The organism is Streptomyces canus 299MFChir4.1 (assembly GCF_000383615.1).
GTDB lineage: Bacteria > Actinomycetota > Actinomycetes > Streptomycetales > Streptomycetaceae > Streptomyces > Streptomyces canus_C.
The window spans coordinates 1-17,254 of sequence record NZ_KB911650.1; the positions used below are offsets into that span (position 1 = coordinate 1).

Consider the following 17,254-nt stretch of genomic DNA (forward strand, 5'->3'; position numbering starts at 1 on the left):
TGAGGTCTGGCCGCGAACTGTGGTGCAAACATGTGTAGTGCACCTCCTGCGGGCCTCGTTCCGTTACGCGGCCCGACAGGACTGGGACAAGATCGCGAAGGCGCTCAAGCCCGTCTACACCGCGCCGACCGAGGACGCGGCCACGACACGGTTCCTGGAATTCGCCGAGACCTGGGGCAAGAAATACCCGGCGATCATCCGCCTCTGGGAGTCCAGCTGGGCGGAGTTCACGCCTTTCCTTCAGTTTGACGCGGAAATACGCCGCATTGTGTGCACGACCAACAGCATCGAGAGCGTCAACGCCCGCATCCGCAAGGCCGTCCGTGCCCGCGGGCACTTCCCCACGGAGCAGGCCGCGCTCAAGTGCGTCTATATGGCTGTCATGAGCCTCGACCCAACCGGCGCCGGCCGCAAACGCTGGACCATGCGCTGGAAGGGCGCCATGAACGCCTTCGACCTGGCCTTCGACGGCCGCCTCACCGCAGGCCAACTCTAGTGCTCTGACCGGGAAGGTTCGCCGGGTCGGCAGTTCCAGCGGTTGGATGTCCGGATACGTTCGATCCGACCGTTGGGAGTGTGGTGGCTGAGCCTGTCCGTGTGCGCAGGTTGACCGACCATGAGGGGCAGAAGCTGGAGCAGATCGTGCGCCGGGGCGGCACCAGTTCGGTGCGGTACCGGCGCGCGATGATGCTGCTGGCCTCGGCCGGCGGGAACCGGGTGCCGGTGATCGCACAGCTGGTGCAGGCCGACGAGGACACCGTGCGCGATGTGATCCACCGGTTCAACGCGATCGGCCTGGCCTGCCTGGACCCTCGGTGGGCGGGAGGCCGTCCTCGCCTTCTCAGTCCTGACGACGAGGACTTCGTCGTCCAGACGGCCACCACCCGCCCGACCAAGCTCGGACAGCCCTTCACTCGGTGGTCAATCCGCAAACTCGCCGCCTACCTGCGGAAGGTGCACGGCCGCGTGATCCGGATCGGCCGCGAGGCGTTACGCTGCCTGCTCGCCCGCCGCGGCGTGACCTTCCAGCGCACCAAGACGTGGAAGGAATCCCCGGACCCCGACCGCGAGGCGAAACTGGACCGGATCGAGGAGGTCCTTGACCGCTTCCCCGACCGGGTCTTCGCCTTCGACGAGTTCGGCCCGCTCGGGATCCGTCCCACCGCGGGCTCGGGCTGGGCCGAGCAGAAGCGCCCCGACCGGCTGCCCGCCACCTACCACCGCACCCACGGCGTGCGGTACTTCCACGGCTGCTACTCGGTCGGCGACGACACCCTGTGGGGCATCAACCGCCGAAGGAAGGGCGCCGGGAACACACTGGCCGCGCTGAAGTCGATCCGTGCCGCCCGGCCAGACGGCGCCCCGATCTACGTGATCCTGGACAACCTGTCCGCCCACAAAGGCGCCGATATCCAACGCTGGGCGAAGAAGAACAAGGTCAAGCTGTGCTTTACCCCGACCTATGCATCCTGGGCGAACCCGATCGAAGCCCACTTCGGACCGCTGCGGCAGTTCACCATCGCCAACTCCCACCATCCCAACCACAACGTCCAGACCCGGGCCCTGCACGCCTACCTGCGCTGGCGTAACGCCAACGCCCGCCACCCCGACGTCCTCGCGGCGCAGCGTCGCGAACGCGCCCGCATCCGAAGCGAGAAGGGCATCCGGTGGGGCGGACGTCCCTTGCCGTCCCAACCTGAACGGTCTGACGAATCCATGCGTTCGCAGCCCGGAGGTGCAGCAGAGCACCGGACAGACGAATCACTCGCGCATACGGGCTGACGCGGGCGAGGCGAGCATCGCTTTGAGGATGCGTTGCAGCTCAACGCGGTCCTGGGGGGTGACCCTCGCCAACCTGCGGTCGTACTCCGCCGCGAGGGCTGCAAGGGCTCGATCGCGTGCTTTCGTGCCCTCGTCGGTCAGCACGAGCCGATGACGCCGCAGGTCCGCCTCGTCGATCTCGCGGCGGATGAAGCCCTTGGTGACGAGGTTGCGGACGTAGACCGTCACGCTCGCCTTGGGCAGCAGTAGCGCGGTCGCGATCTCGGCCGGGTACGGCGATGCCTCCACCTCGGCCAGGACGAAAAACTCCTTCGTCTCCAACCCGACCTCGGCCAGCTCCTCCGTGCAGGCATCCATCACGACTGCCAGCAGCCGCTGGTTCAGCGTCCACAGCTGCGCCCCGTCGACCGACACGCGATCCTCCGCTCCAGGTGGTACGGTTTCGTATTAGTTTCAGATCGTACAAGATGTGGTCTTGTACTGGACTCCTATGGAACAACAATCTCACGAAGGAAGCCAGCCATGCTTCAGCACCTCACGATCCCGCGCGGTCCCATCAACCTCGCCGCGGACCTCCACCTGCCCGACAACGCCGACAGCAGCGCACCGCTGCCCGCCGTGGTGCTCTCCACGCCCGGCAGCAGCGTCAAGGAGCAGATCGGCGCCAACTACGCCTCCCGCCTCGCCGCCCGCGGCATCGCAGCGCTCGTCTTCGACCCCGCCCACCAGGGGCAGAGCGGCGGCGAGCCACGCGACCTCGAAGACCCCTACCTCCGCGGTGAGGACATCTCCTACGCCATCGACACGCTCACCACGACCCCCGGCATCGACCCGCAGCGCATCGGTGTCCTCGGCATCTGTGCCGGCGGCGGCTACGCCGTGCACACCGCCCGCACCGACCACCGCATCAAAGCGGTCGGCACGGTCGTCCCCGGCAACATGGGCACCTCGTTCCGCAGCTTCCAGCCCAAGGGCCCGGCCGCCGCACTCGACGCCCTCGCCGACGCGCGCATCGAAGAGACCCGCTCCGGCGAGATGACCCGGGTGAACTGGCTTCCGGACACCCTGGAGGACGCCGTGGCGGCCGGTCTGACCGATATCGACACCACCCAGGCGATCACCTTCTACCGCACCGAGCGTGGCGGCAACGAGCACTCCACCAACCGCCGCCTCTCGCGAAGCGACTCCCTCCTGCTGGGCTACGACGCGTTCCACCTGGCCGATAGGCTCATGACCCAGCCCCTCCAGGTCGTCCTCGCCGGACGCATCGGCAACACCGGCTCCTACGACACCGGCATGCAGCTGTGGAAGCTGGCCCCCAACCCCGTCGACCTCATGGTGATCGACGGCGCCGGCCACTACGAGATGTACGACGAACCCGCATACGTCGACGCCGCCGTCGAACAACTCACCAGCTTCTACGTGAACAACCTGTAAGGCATCCGAACCGGCGAACCTATGCGGTCACAGCACTAGCCACACCAACCCCAGTTACACCGCTCGCTTTACAGACCCGCTTCTGCTATCTCCTCTGCCATGGGACTATCACCGGAATTGCCCGCTGCCGTCTACGCCGTGCGCCATCCAGACTTCGGGGCCCTCAAGACGGGCATCTGCCTGGAGCCGAGACAACGAAGGATCAGTGTTCATCAGCGCCGCGGCTGGGTGCTGCTCGCCGACTTCGGCACATCTTTGGACGCCTCAACCATCGAACGACGCGTTCTCGACGGACTTGCCACGCCGGTGTGGGAGGCGACCGGGTTCGGCGCCCGCAAGATTGACGGATTAATTGGACACGGCCGCATCGCAGAATGCCGCCACTGCGGCACACCCCGCGCCACGCTCTCCCTCCGTTTCCGGAGGGAGAGCTTCCTAACCCGCGAGTAGATGCCCCAGCGCGGCAGCTCGGAACGATCCAACTGCTCAAAAGCAGTGCCGCAACGGGCTGCTCGTGCCCGGCGCGGCGCGCTGCGAGGACCTTACCCGTGTGATCCGGATCGCTGTGGGGCCCAGCCACTACGACGGGTTCTCCGTCCTGCACTGCGAGGGCCGGCCGGGCGGTGAGCGGCCGGTGCCACGTCGGCCGATCCGCTTAGCGGACGTGTGATGTGAACGCTTCAGCGCGTCCCGTAGTCGGCCTCTTCGATCATATGCGTGACCGCGCCGGGGTGGCTCACCATGACGGCGTGTGAGGAGTCGATCTCCTCGGTGTGGGAGTGGGCCCGCTTTGCAAAGAAGCGCTCCAATTCGGGCGAGCCTATCTGGTCATCCTTGGTGACCAGATACCAGGACGGGATGGTCCGCCACGCCGCCGCGGTGCTCAGCGAGGAGTTCGCGCCCTTGTCGAGCGGCCGCTGCGTGGCGGCCATCGCCGCGGCGGTTGCGGGATCGACATCGGGGGCGAACCTCTCCCGGAACTCATCCTGCGGCAGGTACAGGTCGTCGCTGACAGTCCCATCCGCGGCCACCGTCGGAACCTCATCCACCGACAGCGGCGGCAGCGGGTGTTCGATGGGGACATCGGACGGCCCGTACGCCTTTTCCCCCGCGTCCGGAGCCAGTGCCGCGAGGTACACGAGCGCCTTGACGTTGGGGTTGCCGGCCGCTGCGTTAGTGATCACCGCGCCGCCGTACGAGTGGCCGACCAGCACGATGGGACCGTGGATGCTGCGCAGTACATCCTTGGCGGCGGCGGTGTCCGTGGGCAGGCCCCGCAGCGGGTTCGACACCGTTCGCACCGGGTAACCGTCGTGAGTCAGCCGAGCGATCACTCCCTTCCAGCCGGAGGAGTCGGCGAAGGCGCCGTGCACCAGCACCACTGTCGGCTTGGCCTCCTGCGTGGCCGTGGCCGGGGACGCGGTGGCTGGCACCGCCATCGCGGCACCGACCGCGACGAGGGCGGCCGCGCTGGTGGCCACCAGTGTCCTACGAACAGGGATTCGACGAGCCATGGGAAACATCACTCCAAGCAGAGTAGAACGTTCTATCTTTTCACCATCGTCAACACCACCGTTTCAGTCAAGACCGAACGTTCTGTCCCTGTAGTGATGATGATCTCAGCTAGCGAGTTGATGCGTGATAGCGGGTGAGGCGTTGCGCCTGGCCGGTGGCATGATCCGTCTGTGGCGATCATGGTCAATCGGGCAGTGCTGGCGCATCGACTGTTCACGGGGATCTCGCGGCGTCATCTCGCGCTCCTGGTGGAGGAGTTGGCGCCGCCCTGACAGGCCGGGGTTGAGGGTCGTCGCCATGCTGCCCGCGGCGGGGTCCGGAAGCGGGCCGCGGGAGCTGGCGCCCGTCACCAGCTGGTCTTCGTCGACCCTCTGGTGGCCACGCTGATCCATCTGCGACACGACCTGCCGCACTCGGTGCTGGGCCTGCTGTTCGGGTCGACCGCTCCACCATCACCCGTGCGATCGGTGAGGTACGCACTCTCCTGGCCGAGCGGGGGTGCGCGGTCCCCGACCGCCCCGGCCGGCGATTACGAACGCTTGCTGACATGTTCGCCTATGCCGACCTGCTCGCGGATCACTCACGGTGTACTGGTTTTCAGCGACGTCGTGTGCTGTGCGCAGGAGGCGTATCCAGCGGATGGCTGCGGCCGGGGAGATGCCGACGGAGGCGAGGCGCAGAGCCTGGATCTGGCGGAGGGTGTCCGGGTCCAGGTCGGTGGGGAGGCCGCCGAGGAGGTCGGGCCTGGCTGCTTCTGGATCGAGGAGACGGGTGACGTTGTGCCACAACGCCTCGCCCGTTTGCGGAGCTCGGGCTGAGTCGCGCTGTACCTGGTACAGAGCGAGGCCGAGGATGAAGCCGGCGGTCTGAAGGAAGCCGTCGGCTGGCTCGCCCCAGGCAGCCAGCCGCTGTTCCTGGCGGCGCAGGGCGTCTGGGTGACTCAGGTGATCGTCGAGCAGGCGGCGGGCCCGGTTGATTTGGTCGCGCAGTCCTGTAGTGGGCATCAGCGCCTCCGGCGCGGTGAGAGGAACGTATGGGGCGCTGGAGACGCCGCGTCACGCCCGTATCACGGGCACTTGACGGTCAGTGTCCCACTGGTGGCGACCCCGGACGAGGTGCTCCCTGCGGTGATGGTGCCCAGGGTTTCTGAGCGGTAGGACCACGAGGAGGGGTCGGATTTGCAGCTCTGCGTGGCGGTGGTCGACCGGGCAGGCGGCGGGCATTTGTACTGCCGGCCGCTGGCAGCGGCGGTCGGCAGGGGGTGGCTGCATGGTCGACACGACGATCACGTCCCGTCTTCTAGCTTGGTCCATGACGGCGGGCCGGGCAGTGGCCCGCCGTGTGAGCGCGCGAGTACCCCGAACGGACCAGATCAGGACACCGGCCCGGCGCAGTACTCGGGCAAGGGCTTCAGCTGCGGCGCTCGGGATACCCGCACTGTCGCGACCTGGGTGCGTCACGGCGGCGGCTTGGCCGGCTTGTCGGCGTGTGTCCGGCAGTTGGGGCTGGCGGGCTTTCAGTTACCGGTCGGGCCGGTCGTCGTCGACGCCTTCGGTGTCGATCTGCTCCTTGCGGACCTGGCCGCGCACCGTCTCCTCTTCCGTGTGCTCGTCGGTCGTCATCCGCACTCGCTCCACCGGCACCGTCTCGGTCTGGGTCACGGGGCGTTCCTCGTGGAGGGTGACCTCGTGCTCGGCCTCGGTGATGTCGGACCCGGACAGGGCGGCGTCCCGGTTGGCGTCCGTGATCGGCTCGCGCTCGACGCGGACCTCCTCATGGCGTACCGGAACGGTCTGCTGCACCTCTTCGGTGACGACGTATTTGCGCAGCCGGGCCCGGCCCGCCTCGCGGCGCTCGGTGCCGACGTGCATGCGTTCCTCCGAGCGCGTCATGGCGTCATCACCGGCCACGCCGGTGTCCGCGGAGGATGGCATGCCAGTCGTCTCTGCGGTGTCGGTGCGGGCCCAGCTGGCCGTGCCGGGCTGGTTGGCCTGCTGCCAGGCCGCGTCCCAGTCGATGCCGTAGTGCTCGTACAGGCGGTGCTCCTCGTCCTCGGAGAGGTGGCCGCCCGCGTCGACGTCGACGTTCGGCGCATCCTTGACCCTGTCCTTGGGGTAGGGAACCTCCAGATGGTCCTCCACGACGGAGGCGTCATGGATCGGTACGAAGGACTCGCTGGTACCGAACATGCCGGTCTTGACGCTCACCCATTCGGGCTGGCCGGTGGTGTCGTCGAGGAAGACGTGCTTGGCGTCGCCGATCTTGTTGCCGTCCGTGTCGTAGACCGGGTGGTCCAGCACAGTCGGGATCTGCTCGTGGGTGATCACAGTTACCCACCCTCTCTGTCGTTTGCGTTCGGCTCACGATCCGGCTCACCCGCTGCCGGTGGCGCGAGACCGGGACCCGATCCCCAGCAGCCGGGCTGATGGAATGCTGATGCTGGCGTCCCGGCTTGGCCGGACCCAGGACAGCGATGGCGCCCGCGGTTTGTGAGGCGGCCGTGCTGTCACCGCTTCCGGGTGTCCCTTTCGCGCACAGACACACAGCTCACACCGCCCGTTTTGCACCCTTTCGCCCTGACGGCGTCCGCGGATGTCGCCCCGGCGCATCCGTTACGCCTCTTGCGGCTGCCACCGGTGGAAGAAAGTCAGGCCCGGCCCTGCTCCAAGATGCAGCGGGCTGCCCGTCAGCAGGGAGCCGACGTCGATCGTCTGCCCCGGGCCCAGCACGCTGAAGCCCTGCCGCGTGTAGTACCGGCCCAGGTTCCGTTCGGTGTCGAACTCACCGAACAGCAGGGTGTAGTCCAGCTGCCAGTACACCTGCGCGCACCACTGAAGCAGTGCCGCCCCGATGCCGCGCCCGCGGGCGTCCTCGGACACGGCCACCGCCTTGATCTTCGCGTACGTCAGCATCGACAGCAGGACGACCTGCTGGCTGCCCGGCAGCCGGGCGAGCCCGGCCACGACCACCCCCGAAGGCACCGCAAGCAGCGCGCCGAGGACATGTCCCTCGCTGTCCCTCGCGACCAGCGGCAGGGACAGCTCCCCCGCCGCCCGCTGCAGGTCCCCGGCTGCCGCTGCCCTCACCAACGGCTCTCCGAGGTCGACACCATCAAGGGCGTCCAGCAGCCACGTCCCGCACTGCCCACGGGCAAGGGCGTCGAGGTGACCAGTCTCCAGATCATCGGCGGCCGCCTTCAGCAGCGTGGTCACAGAGCCGGCCTCTCCTGGTGCCGCGAACCCGATGCACCCGCCATCGGGCCCGGGCACACCCTCCAGCAACTGCTTGCGCGTCAGCCGGGCCGGCTTCGTCCTCTTCTTCATCGCCATCCCCGAGATCTACCCGCCGCAGCCGCCCCGGACCCGACGCGCTCCCCAGGGATGCATCTGAGCGCTCGGCCGGACCACTGCCCATATGCCGCGCGGGTCCAGGCCCGTCGGCCGAAGGCGCCCGTGCCGTCCCGGGCATGGCCCGAACGACGGCATGGCCCCGGCCGGACGAACCGGCCGGTGCCATGCCCCTCATGCCGCAACGCAGTGATCGACAGGCCGGTGACCAGCGTAAAGCTCCCGATGCTCAGCACGGGACCATTCTGCGAGTCTCGGGTCGCCCGAGAGCAAGCAAGCAGTGCTGCACACCAATGAATCCGGCCGACGATCTGCGCTACTCCCGACTGCCTGGGTATTCCCCGCGACTCCGGGAAGATCAGCGGCAACTTGCGCCGACCTCGGTGCTACAACCGCAGACTCCGACGTGTCTTCTGCATCTCGGCGCTGTTCAGCATCCAGTACTGCGAGAACTCCCGCCGGTTCTACGACCGCGAACACGCCGGGGGCAAGCGCCACATCCAAGCCGTCCTCGTCCTCGCCCGCCGCCGCGTCAACGTTCTCTGGGCACTCCTACGCGACGGACGGTGCTACGAACCGACACCTCCACCGCTCCTTGTGGCTTGACAGACAGCATGAGGAATCGGTGATGCTCAGCGTCGGCTGTCCGGTTCCGCGTGGGCGGGGGCGGCGGTGCCGACACGGTCATGGCGGGCCATCAGGGCCAGCAGGCCCGCGACGGTCGCCTCACCGTCGGCTGGATGGCGCAGGACGGTGTCGGCAGAGACCCGGTAGAGGTTGGAACGGCCCTGGCGGATGTGGGTGAGGTAGCCGCCCGCTTCGAGGTCGGCGATGATCCGCTGGACCGCTCGCTCGGTCAGCCGGCAGCGGACAGCTACGTCACGGATACGGGTGGTGTCGTCCTCGGCGACGGCGGCCAGCACCCGCGCGTGATTGATCAGAAACGTCCAACCCGCATACGGCTCCGCGACTCCGTCCATACCCACAGAGTAGGGCGGACGATTCACGCTTTCAAAAGCACGACTTGCTTTTTATGTATCGGTTGACGTGGAAGCCGAGGGTGGGAAATGCTGGAAGAAGCACGAAAGGACGGACGCGGGAGCCACCATGTCCGAACAGGCAACCGCCCTGCCAGGCGACCAGGAGCTGTGCACCGACTGCGACGCCGAACGGCGCCCCGTCTCCTCCATCCCCCCGCTGTCGCTGACCGTCCACGCCGACGCGCACGGTCGGCACACCCTGATCACGGCGTCCGGTGAGATCGACTTCAACAGCAGCCCCGCACTGGGACAGGTCCTGCAGGACGCGCTGGACCAGTCAGCGGACGGCGTGGACGTCGACCTCGCCGAAATCGGATTCTGCGACTGCTCAGGACTCGACATCCTCCTGCACGTGCGCCGTCGTGCCCGCGAGGCCGCCAAAACCCTCACTGTCCGCGTCTCCAGCCCGGCTGTACTGCGCCTGCTCGAACTGACGGGCACTGTCAACGTGCTCACCGCGACGGACACTTCGCAAACCCCCCACCCTGCAGACGCCGGGGCCTCGTTCGGCGCGGACCCGACCGCCGACGGCATGAAGACGGAAAACGATCAACTGCGACGCGCCATGCAGACCCGCCCGGCCATCGACATCGCCCGCGGCATCCTCATGGCCTCCTACAGCATCAGCGCCGAGCAGGCATGGAACGTCCTGGTGAGCACCTCACAGAGCAGCAACACCAAACTCCACCTGATCGCCGAAACACTCATGGACACCGTGCATGGCCACAACCTGCCCGAGCCACTCGCCAGTCACCTCGCGCAGGCCCTGCACGAACACGGCAGCCTGCCCCTCTGAAGCGATCCTGGCGGGTCCAGCAGCACGGATCTACCTCCGGCAGGAGCACGTCGGGGGGCGAAGTGTTATGAGGCGCGGCGGAAGACGGCGGCCGGGCCGATCACGCGTGGGCCGAACTTGTCGCGGACCCGGTCGATGGCCGTTTCCGCGGCGAGGCGGTTCTCGCGGGTGTCAGAGGCGGCCGCGCTGCAGGCCGGCGCCGTCCATCAGCTGGTAGGCGAGTTGGCGCAGGTCGTCCTCGTGGGCGGAGGGCGCGGACAGGCGGCGGGTCTTGTCCCAGCTGCCGCCGCCGGCAAACTTCAGCGACAAGGTCAGGGCGCGGGCCGCCTGGCCGCGGCCGCGCAGCCGGGTACCGAGCCGGACCACCAGCTCGAGCAGGGCGGCGCGGACCACGGCGCCGTCCAGGGTGTGCTCATCGAAGCGGTAGCGCACACTCGCCGTGGCGGGCAGAGCGCGGGGAACGACGGGGCGGGGGTCGATACCGCGGGCCCGGTCGGCGGCCAGGCGGCCGGCCTTCCCACCCAGCAGACGCTGCACCGTGACCGACGGGACGACAGCGAGCAGACCCACGCAGTGCACGCCGTAGTCCCGCAGGACGGCGGCCTGCCGCGGCCCGATCCCGTGCAGAGCCTCGACCGGCAGATCCCCGAGCCAGCCGGAGACCTCCCCGGGGGTAATGGCCAGAACCCCGCCCGGCCCGGGGACCTGCCCAGACGCAGTCGCGGCGACCGTAATGGACGGGCCGATGCCGACGCGGACGTCGATGCCGAGGCGGGAGAGCGTCCTAATCCGCAACACCTCCCCCAGCCGGCGGGCATCAACGCCGTGGTAGCTCAGAGCACCGCGCAGGTCCACCAGGGCCGCGGTCGGCGGCAGCGCCTGCACCACCGGGGACAACCGGCCAGCTCCTCCAGCACCTGCCGGTAGGCCTCTTCCGGCAGCCGGTCCGGACAGCGCACATGCATCACCACGCCCTGCCCGTCCACCGTCGCCCGTGTGCTCATCGTGCTCACCTCCCCCATCACGTTATCGAACATAAAATCGAACACGCGAGGGCGCGAGTCGTGATCATGAGCATAGAATCAAAAACGTGTTCGATGATCTGCCGCCCGACCTGGACCGCCTGCGCACCCTGCGGATCTGGCACGCCCTATGGCTGCACCGCATCGACGCCGAGATCGCCCGCCTGGAACGCCGACAGGCGGAAGAGGAGCGGGGGCGCAGGCGGCGGCCACAGCCTGCGGAGTGGGTCGTCGAGGTCGGCATCGGCACCAGCAAGCCGCCCGTCCAGGTCCACGCCGGCCACTGCCACATGATCGGCTCGCGCCGTCGCCCGATCAGCCGTGACGAGGCCCGCCGCCTCCTGGCCGACGGCCTGCGCGCCTGCACCCACTGCCAGCCCGACACCCAGCTCCACATCATCGACTTAGCCGCCCCGGCCTCCGCGGCGCGGCAGCCCCGGCGAACGCGTCGCGGCCGCTGAGCGCGGCTCGAACAGCCGCGCCAAGAGCCCCGTTACTCTGACCACGGGACGGCTCATACGCGCCACCCGGAACGGACCCCGCCACGACCACTCCCCCACCCATAACCGAACCGGACCCGTCCGCCCTGGTCTGCTCAGGCGACAAGGTAGGCCTCTGCGCCGAATGCCAGCGCAAGACCCACCGCTACGGCTCCGGCGGGTCACCCCTCTGCCAGTGGTGCATAGAGTCAGTGCAGACCGGTTGGGGATCGACCGTGCGCTTCGTCAGCACCCGCCCGCAGAAGACGCCGGCATCAGTCGGCGCCGTCGCGCTCCCCACCGGGTGTGAAGCACGGGCATACGCATGTGGCCCTGACCGGGATTCCGGACGCTGTTGGTTAATTCGGGCCCGTGCGTGACGTCGGCCTTCAAGACCTGGTTGTGGTCTTGAAGGCCGACGTTGTCGTTTGGGGTGGGGTAGGGGTGTTGTTGTCGACGGAGGGGACGGGAGAGATCCCGGCGGAGACAGTGCGGGTGGCACGGGCCGCATTCCCGAAGGGAAGTCTGGCGATCCGCAGCACTGATGGAGAGCCTGGTCCAGCACGTCCGCACTCGCACAGCTACGGGAACTGATCGGTGATGTCAGCCACAGCTCCACCACTGAGTCTCGATCTGGCCCCGCCTTGACAGACCGCCGTTGACAAAGCACCGGCTATCGGCGCCGCAGCGACTCGGCGCCTTGCTGCTCGGCCAACCGGTCCTCGCAGTCCTGACCATGCGCAATCATGTCGCGGTACTGGGCGGCCTGGTCCTGGACCGCGGCGTAGTCCGCCTGTAGCTGCGCCATCCGTTCCTCGATGACGGCGGCGTGCCGTTCCAGCATCGCCAGCCGAGACGCGTGGCGCGCAAGGCCGCCGTCGCCCAGCCGGACGAACTCACGAACCTCGGCCACCGGCATGCCGGTACGCCGCAGCACCTGGACGAGCTTGACGAACCCCACGGCGTAAGCGGAGTACCGTCGTCGGCCGTCGGCGCGGCGGCCCACGACGGGCAGCAGCCCCTGGCGTTCGTACCAGCGCAAGGTGTCCACGCTCAGGCCGGTCTGCTCGGATACCTCGCGGATGCCCACCGCGTCGCGCGCCGTCATACCGCTCACGCTGGGCCGTCTTCGGCCACGGCGAGCACGAAGCGGTACCGGACGTCGTTCTTCTCCAACCGCCCGAACGCGGTGTTCACCTCGGTCAGCGGAAGGACCTCGACGTCGGCGACAATGCCGTGTGCCGCGCAGAAGTCCAGCATCTCCTGGGTACGAACCGTGCCAGCCGACGCCGACAGCGTCATCGACCGGCCGAGCAGGGCCATCGGCTCCAGCTCGTAGCGGCCCTGGACGCTGAGCATGCACAGCGTGCCGTCGAGGCGCAGCGTACGCAGGTAGGGCGACGGGTCGTGCTGGCCGGACGCGGTGTCCAGGACGTAGTCGAGGGTCGGCCCCACCGCCGCCATGGCGGCGTCGTCGGTCGACAACACCACGTCGTGGGCACCCAGAGCGCGGGCCGCCGCCACCTTCGCGTCCGAGGTGGTGAACACGGTGACGTGCGCGCCCAGCGCGACCGCGAACTTCACCGCGAGATGGCCGAGCCCGCCGAGCCCCACGATGCCGACCCGGTCGCCGGGCCCGACACCAGCCTGCCGCAGGGCGCCGAACGTAGTGACGCCCGCGCACATCAGGGGTGCGACGGCGGCGGGGTCGAGATGGCCCGGACGGTGGTAGACGAACGCGTCCCGGGCCACGTATTCGGCGGAATACCCACCCTGGGTGACGGTTCCGTCGTGGCGGTCGGTGCCGCCCCAGGTGGTGGTCGGGGATTCGACGCAGTAGCTCTCGCGGTGGGCCAGGCAGGGCGGGCACACCCCGCAGGAGTCGACGATGTTGCCGACGACCACAGGGTCACCTACCCGGAACCGGGTGACCTCCGCGCCCACGGCCGTGACTTCGCCGACGAACTCGTGGCCGGGAACGAAGGGGCCGGAACCGGCCGGGAGCTTCTCGACCGCACTCACGTCGCTGTGGCAGATGCCGCAGAACAGAACCCGGACGGCGACGTCGTCCGGACGCAGGTCGCGTCGCTCGAAGGTGTAGGGCTGCAGTTCTTGGCTGGGCCCGAAAGCCGCATAACCGGTGGTCTCACGCATGGCGCCAACGCTAGAACCTGGAGCGCACTCCAGGACAGATCCGCCGATCATCGCGGAAGGTGAGCTACCGCGTCTCAGCTCGTTGGAGGCCTGTTGCTGCGGGGGCCGTCACGGTCTCCACCCTGCCGGGCGTGCGACTACGGCGATCCCTTGGGCGAGGTCGCTGTCCTGGGGCGTGAGCCAGTGCACGGCCATGTCGGTACGCAGGATGTTGGCACGGGGGCGTGCGTGCTCGAAGACCTCAAACAGCACAGTCCCACCGCGCTGGTATGGACGCCACTGGCCGGCGGCACGCCCCGCCCGTGGACGGACGTGTAACGACCCCCGCTGCGCGGCCCGTGCGACAGGTTTCCTGCCGCAGGTAAGGGCCCCCTCACGTCCGGAACGTCAATCGCCGTGATCTGTTGCACCTCAACGACTGCGCCCCGGGAAGGAGGAGGTCTCCGATGCGCAGCTGGGGGCGGGTGGTGGAATCGGGGCAGCGGAACACCTCGGTCGGCCGCCAGGGTTCCGGCGCCTTACGCACCGTCATGCGTCCGTGGGCGCCATGGGCGACAGCTCACGGACAGCCGCGAGCAACGCCGAGGCCAGCGCGTGAGCAGGAATGCTTAGCTTGTCGGCTCCGGTCACCGCCAGGTAGAAGGCTGGTCCGGTCAAAACCGCAATTGCCGCATCGAGGGGAGCCGTCGAGGAAATGTCACCTCGGCTCATTCCGCGACTCAGAACTGCACGAGCCGGTCCATCGAACAGAGCAGCCGAGCCGACAAGTTGCGCGACGGCGGAGTCGTGCTGCGCTTCGCCCAAGAGCGCGCGATAGGCGGCGCCCGCGGGTGAAGTCGTCAAGAAGCCCTCAACGGCTTCGAGATAGGTGATCACGTCTTCGAGTGTGGTCGGCTGAGGTTGTTTGATGAGTTCTTTTATCGCGTCGGTGATGGCTGCCTCGAACAAGATCTCCGCTTTGGTCGACCACCAGCGGTAGACAGTCTGGCGACCGACACCTGCCCGTTCGGCGATACCTTTCATTGTCAATGCCGCATAGCCGACCTCGACCAGCAGGTCGTCGACTGCGTGCAAGACCGCTGTTCTCGCTTGCTCGCTGCGAGGTCGTCCAGTTCGTGGTCTCTGGTCGCTCATACCCACATCATACCGAGACAGCGTGGATTGAATCACGATATTGGGTCTCCATCAGTATGCTGGCGAGCGGACCATCAACCGGACAACGCGGCGGAAACATGTCCTGAAAATCGGCAGAGGGCGGCCAGCCCGTCAATTCGGCGACCGGGATTCAGCGGGAGTACCAGCCACGGGTGCCCGAGTTCAGGTCGGGCCTTACCTGCTGGCGCCGCATGGCGGGCTGGACCGAAGCTGGCGTCGGAACCAGCTGCTGCTGAACACGCTGCGCTCGAAAAACCAGTTGGCCCGGTCGCGGGCGGTGATCAACTTCTCCCCACGTTCGGACGGCACTCCGGGCCCCGAAAAGCGAACCCAGCCCATTCGACCGCACATGCCCGGACAGGAGACACCGCCGCGTCACCGTTGGTCAGGGGCATCACGCTCGCACTGTCACCTGCCGTCGGCAAGCGTGGGCAATACCACCCAAACCGCTGGCCCTGCTCAACAAGATCCGGTAGCCGAAGTCGTCGGCAGGCCACGCTGCCGCGCTCGTACCACTGCCCCAACCTCAACCCGCGCGCCTGAGAGGACCGGGGTCAGAACAGCTCGACGTGGTGCGGCTGGACAGGCCGACGGCCTGCAGGTCCTGACACGCTGGGACAGGGCCACTGTGCACTCGCTGGGTTTGCACTGCCGTTCACTCCGGGCCAGTTACACGGCGCCCTGCCAGTTGAGCAGCCAGACACCGGCAGACTGTGCACCCCGGGGAGCAGAGCCCGCGCACCCCAACCGCGGAAATCCCCTACACCACCAAGCGGGACGCCATCGAACTTCAGGACTCAGGACTCGAAGGAAGCGCACAACTGCTCACACTGCAAGGTCCGCGCCGGCCTACGCATGAAGACGTGGAAGATCTTCCGCGACTGCCGCCCGGGAGGCGACGGCGTCCAATCAGCACCGGCGCCCACGGCCCGCTTCCGCGGTCGGTCGGCAGATCCCGCCTGGTGACGATCCTGCCTCAACGGGCGGAACCCTTTTGATGAGTTGAGCAATCACCCCACAGTCAGAGGACTCGGCCCAGCGGCAGGAACTCCGTCTGGCGCTCACGACAGCATTCACGTCCCGCGCACGTGACGAGTGGACCGAGCGGTTCGCAGCCACGGACGCCTGCGCCACACCGGTCCTCGCCTACGACGAGGCGTCCCACACACGCCCACCTCGCCTCGCCCAGCGAGAAGCGTTCACCAGATCGCCGGAGTCACCCAACCGGCGCCCGCGCCCCGGTTCTCGCGCACCAGCCCACCCCGGCCCACCGGCCCGGTAGCCGAGCGGTGGAACATTCACTCCTTCCCACCGCATCGATTAACTGGACACCGTGCCCCGAAACCCGTATCTTTCGAGACACGGTGGACCGAAATGCGGTGAACACCGTCGGAGCGAAGGAAGATCCCGGTGCAAGAGTCGAACCACAAGACTGCCCTCGTCATCGGCGCCTCCCGGACCCTGGGGCTCGCGCTGGCCACCGAACTCGCGCAACGCGGCTGGGACGTCATCGGCACGGTGCGAGGCGACCGACGCACGGGCCTGCACGACCTGGCCGACTCCTCGGACGACCGGGTGACCGTGGAGCACGTGGACACCACGAAACCGGAACAGATCTCCGCCCTGCGCGACCGGCTGTCGGAACGCGACCTGGACCTGCTTTTCGTCAACGCGGGCATCGCCCACGCGAACATCCCCGTCAGCGAGGTCACCACCGAGTCGTTCACGGAGGTCCTGGTCACCAACGCGCTCAGCCCCATGCGGGTGATCGAGACGCTCGGCCCGATGGTCGTGGAGACCGGAATGATCGCCGTCATGTCCTCCCGCCAGGGCAGTCTGACCATGAACACCAACGGCGGCAACGAGGTCTACCGGGCCAGCAAGTCCGCCCTTAACCAGCTCATGCGCAGCTACGCCGCCCGCAACGCCGACGACCCGCGCACCCTACTGCTGATCAACCCCGGCTGGGTGCGCACCGGGCTCGGCGGCCCCGGTGCCCTGCTGGAGATCGACGAGAGCATCCCCGGCGTCGTGAACACCCTGGAGGCGCGCGCCGGCCAGAAGGGGCTGCACTTCGTCGACTACGAGAACCAGGTCCTGCCCTGGTGATCTCCCCTCGCTCCTGCCGTGGTGCCGGACCACGTGGGGATGGCGGCCCGGCACCACTCAGGACCGCCGTGCGGTGTCGGCGTACACCTGAACGTCCCCACCCACGTACGGGCGAATGCGGCCAGTTGCGGATGTGTTGAGGGATCCTGGTCGGCACTCTGCTGCGTAGTCGGTGTGCTGCGGCAGGGGGTGGTCGACAGTGGTCTTGGATCCGCAGCGGTGGTCGGAACTTCGGCGGTTTCGTGGGCTGTTGGAGTCCGGGGCGATGAGCCTGTCGGAGATCGCCCGTGAGACGGGGCTGGACCGCAAGACGGTCCGCAAGTACCTCGCGGGTCCGGCGACACCACCGCGCCGTTCGGCCAGTGGCCAGGTAGTGCCCAGGAAGATCGACGAGTTCGCGCCGCTGGTCGACGCGATG

14 protein-coding genes and 4 pseudogenes are annotated in these 17,254 nt (G+C 68.0%); 9 read left to right on the top strand and 9 right to left on the bottom strand.

The genetic code is table 11. The annotated features are described in order from the left end of the window. Together H293_RS0147035 and H293_RS52050 are read left to right on the top strand one after the other, a co-directional pair. Positions 1-496, top strand: a 496-nt coding sequence (locus tag H293_RS0147035) for an IS256 family transposase (protein ID WP_033416737.1), incomplete at its 5' end; no start/stop codon positions are given. Positions 497-579: 83 nt separating this feature from the next. Further along, positions 580-1,686 (top strand): annotated as a pseudogene (locus H293_RS52050) (IS630 family transposase); the annotation flags it as partial. 75 nt (positions 1,687-1,761) lie between these two features. On the opposite strand, the gene H293_RS0147045 reads toward H293_RS52050, so the two are convergent. Continuing rightward, entirely contained in the window at positions 1,762-2,196 is a 435-nt protein-coding gene (locus tag H293_RS0147045; RefSeq protein ID WP_020124712.1) for a MarR family winged helix-turn-helix transcriptional regulator, read from the bottom strand. An 87-nt stretch (positions 2,197-2,283) separates the two neighbouring features. Here H293_RS0147045 and H293_RS0147050 point away from each other — a divergent pair, with 87 nt between their 5' ends. After that, complete coding sequence (locus tag H293_RS0147050) at positions 2,284-3,219, top strand: alpha/beta hydrolase (protein ID WP_472727888.1); 936 nt, start codon at positions 2,284-2,286, stop codon at positions 3,217-3,219. 680 nt (positions 3,220-3,899) lie between these two features. On the opposite strand, the gene H293_RS0147055 is transcribed toward H293_RS0147050, so the two are convergent. Then, complete coding sequence (locus tag H293_RS0147055) at positions 3,900-4,700, bottom strand: alpha/beta fold hydrolase (protein ID WP_020124714.1); 801 nt, start codon at positions 4,698-4,700, stop codon at positions 3,900-3,902. Between the two features lie 213 nt (positions 4,701-4,913). Here H293_RS0147055 and H293_RS61125 point away from each other — a divergent pair. Beyond that, positions 4,914-5,344, top strand: a pseudogene (locus H293_RS61125) (helix-turn-helix domain-containing protein); the annotation flags it as partial. 910 nt (positions 5,345-6,254) lie between these two features. On the opposite strand, the gene H293_RS0147070 reads toward H293_RS61125, so the two are convergent. After that, the gene (locus tag H293_RS0147070) at positions 6,255-7,061 is read right to left on the bottom strand and encodes a DUF2382 domain-containing protein (protein WP_020124717.1); all 807 of its coding nucleotides are present in this window, start codon (positions 7,059-7,061) and stop codon (positions 6,255-6,257) included. A 285-nt stretch (positions 7,062-7,346) separates the two neighbouring features. Beyond that, complete coding sequence (locus tag H293_RS0147075; protein ID WP_259294732.1) at positions 7,347-8,057, bottom strand: GNAT family N-acetyltransferase; 711 nt, start codon at positions 8,055-8,057, stop codon at positions 7,347-7,349. Between the two features lie 360 nt (positions 8,058-8,417). On the opposite strand from H293_RS0147075, the pseudogene H293_RS61130 reads away from it, so the two are divergent. Then, positions 8,418-8,687, top strand: a pseudogene (locus H293_RS61130) (IS110 family transposase); the annotation flags it as partial. Between the two features lie 26 nt (positions 8,688-8,713). Here the strand turns inward: H293_RS61130 and H293_RS0147080 are convergent. Further along, positions 8,714-9,061, bottom strand: coding sequence for a helix-turn-helix transcriptional regulator (locus tag H293_RS0147080; RefSeq protein WP_020124719.1), 348 nt, complete (start codon positions 9,059-9,061; stop codon positions 8,714-8,716). 127 nt (positions 9,062-9,188) lie between these two features. Between H293_RS0147080 and H293_RS0147085 the strand changes: the two genes are divergently transcribed. Continuing rightward, entirely contained in the window at positions 9,189-9,917 is a 729-nt protein-coding gene (locus H293_RS0147085; RefSeq protein ID WP_020124720.1) for an anti-sigma factor antagonist, read from the top strand. A 65-nt stretch (positions 9,918-9,982) separates the two neighbouring features. Here H293_RS0147085 and H293_RS53485 read toward each other — a convergent pair. Continuing rightward, positions 9,983-10,921: pseudogene (locus H293_RS53485) on the bottom strand (DNA polymerase Y family protein). Between the two features lie 86 nt (positions 10,922-11,007). On the opposite strand from H293_RS53485, the gene H293_RS52060 reads away from it, so the two are divergent. Next, entirely contained in the window at positions 11,008-11,400 is a 393-nt protein-coding gene (locus tag H293_RS52060) for a DUF6233 domain-containing protein (protein ID WP_020124721.1), read from the top strand. A gap of 691 nt (positions 11,401-12,091) precedes the next feature. Here H293_RS52060 and H293_RS0147100 read toward each other — a convergent pair. The 3 genes from H293_RS0147100 to H293_RS52065 form a co-directional block, all read right to left on the bottom strand. Next, entirely contained in the window at positions 12,092-12,526 is a 435-nt protein-coding gene (locus tag H293_RS0147100) for a MerR family transcriptional regulator (protein ID WP_020124722.1), read from the bottom strand. A 5-nt stretch (positions 12,527-12,531) separates the two neighbouring features. Continuing rightward, positions 12,532-13,572, bottom strand: coding sequence for an NAD(P)-dependent alcohol dehydrogenase (locus H293_RS0147105; RefSeq protein ID WP_020124723.1), 1,041 nt, complete (start codon positions 13,570-13,572; stop codon positions 12,532-12,534). A gap of 528 nt (positions 13,573-14,100) precedes the next feature. Beyond that, complete coding sequence (locus H293_RS52065; protein ID WP_020124724.1) at positions 14,101-14,646, bottom strand: TetR/AcrR family transcriptional regulator; 546 nt, start codon at positions 14,644-14,646, stop codon at positions 14,101-14,103. 1,090 nt (positions 14,647-15,736) lie between these two features. On the opposite strand from H293_RS52065, the gene H293_RS58115 reads away from it, so the two are divergent. Together H293_RS58115 and H293_RS0147115 are read left to right on the top strand one after the other, a co-directional pair. Beyond that, on the top strand, positions 15,737-16,009 hold the full coding sequence (locus H293_RS58115; RefSeq protein WP_397896488.1) for a CoA transferase: 273 nt from the start codon (positions 15,737-15,739) through the stop codon (positions 16,007-16,009). Between the two features lie 128 nt (positions 16,010-16,137). Further along, the gene (locus tag H293_RS0147115; RefSeq protein WP_020124725.1) at positions 16,138-16,836 is read left to right on the top strand and encodes an SDR family oxidoreductase; all 699 of its coding nucleotides are present in this window, start codon (positions 16,138-16,140) and stop codon (positions 16,834-16,836) included. Positions 16,837-17,254 lie beyond the last annotated feature (418 nt).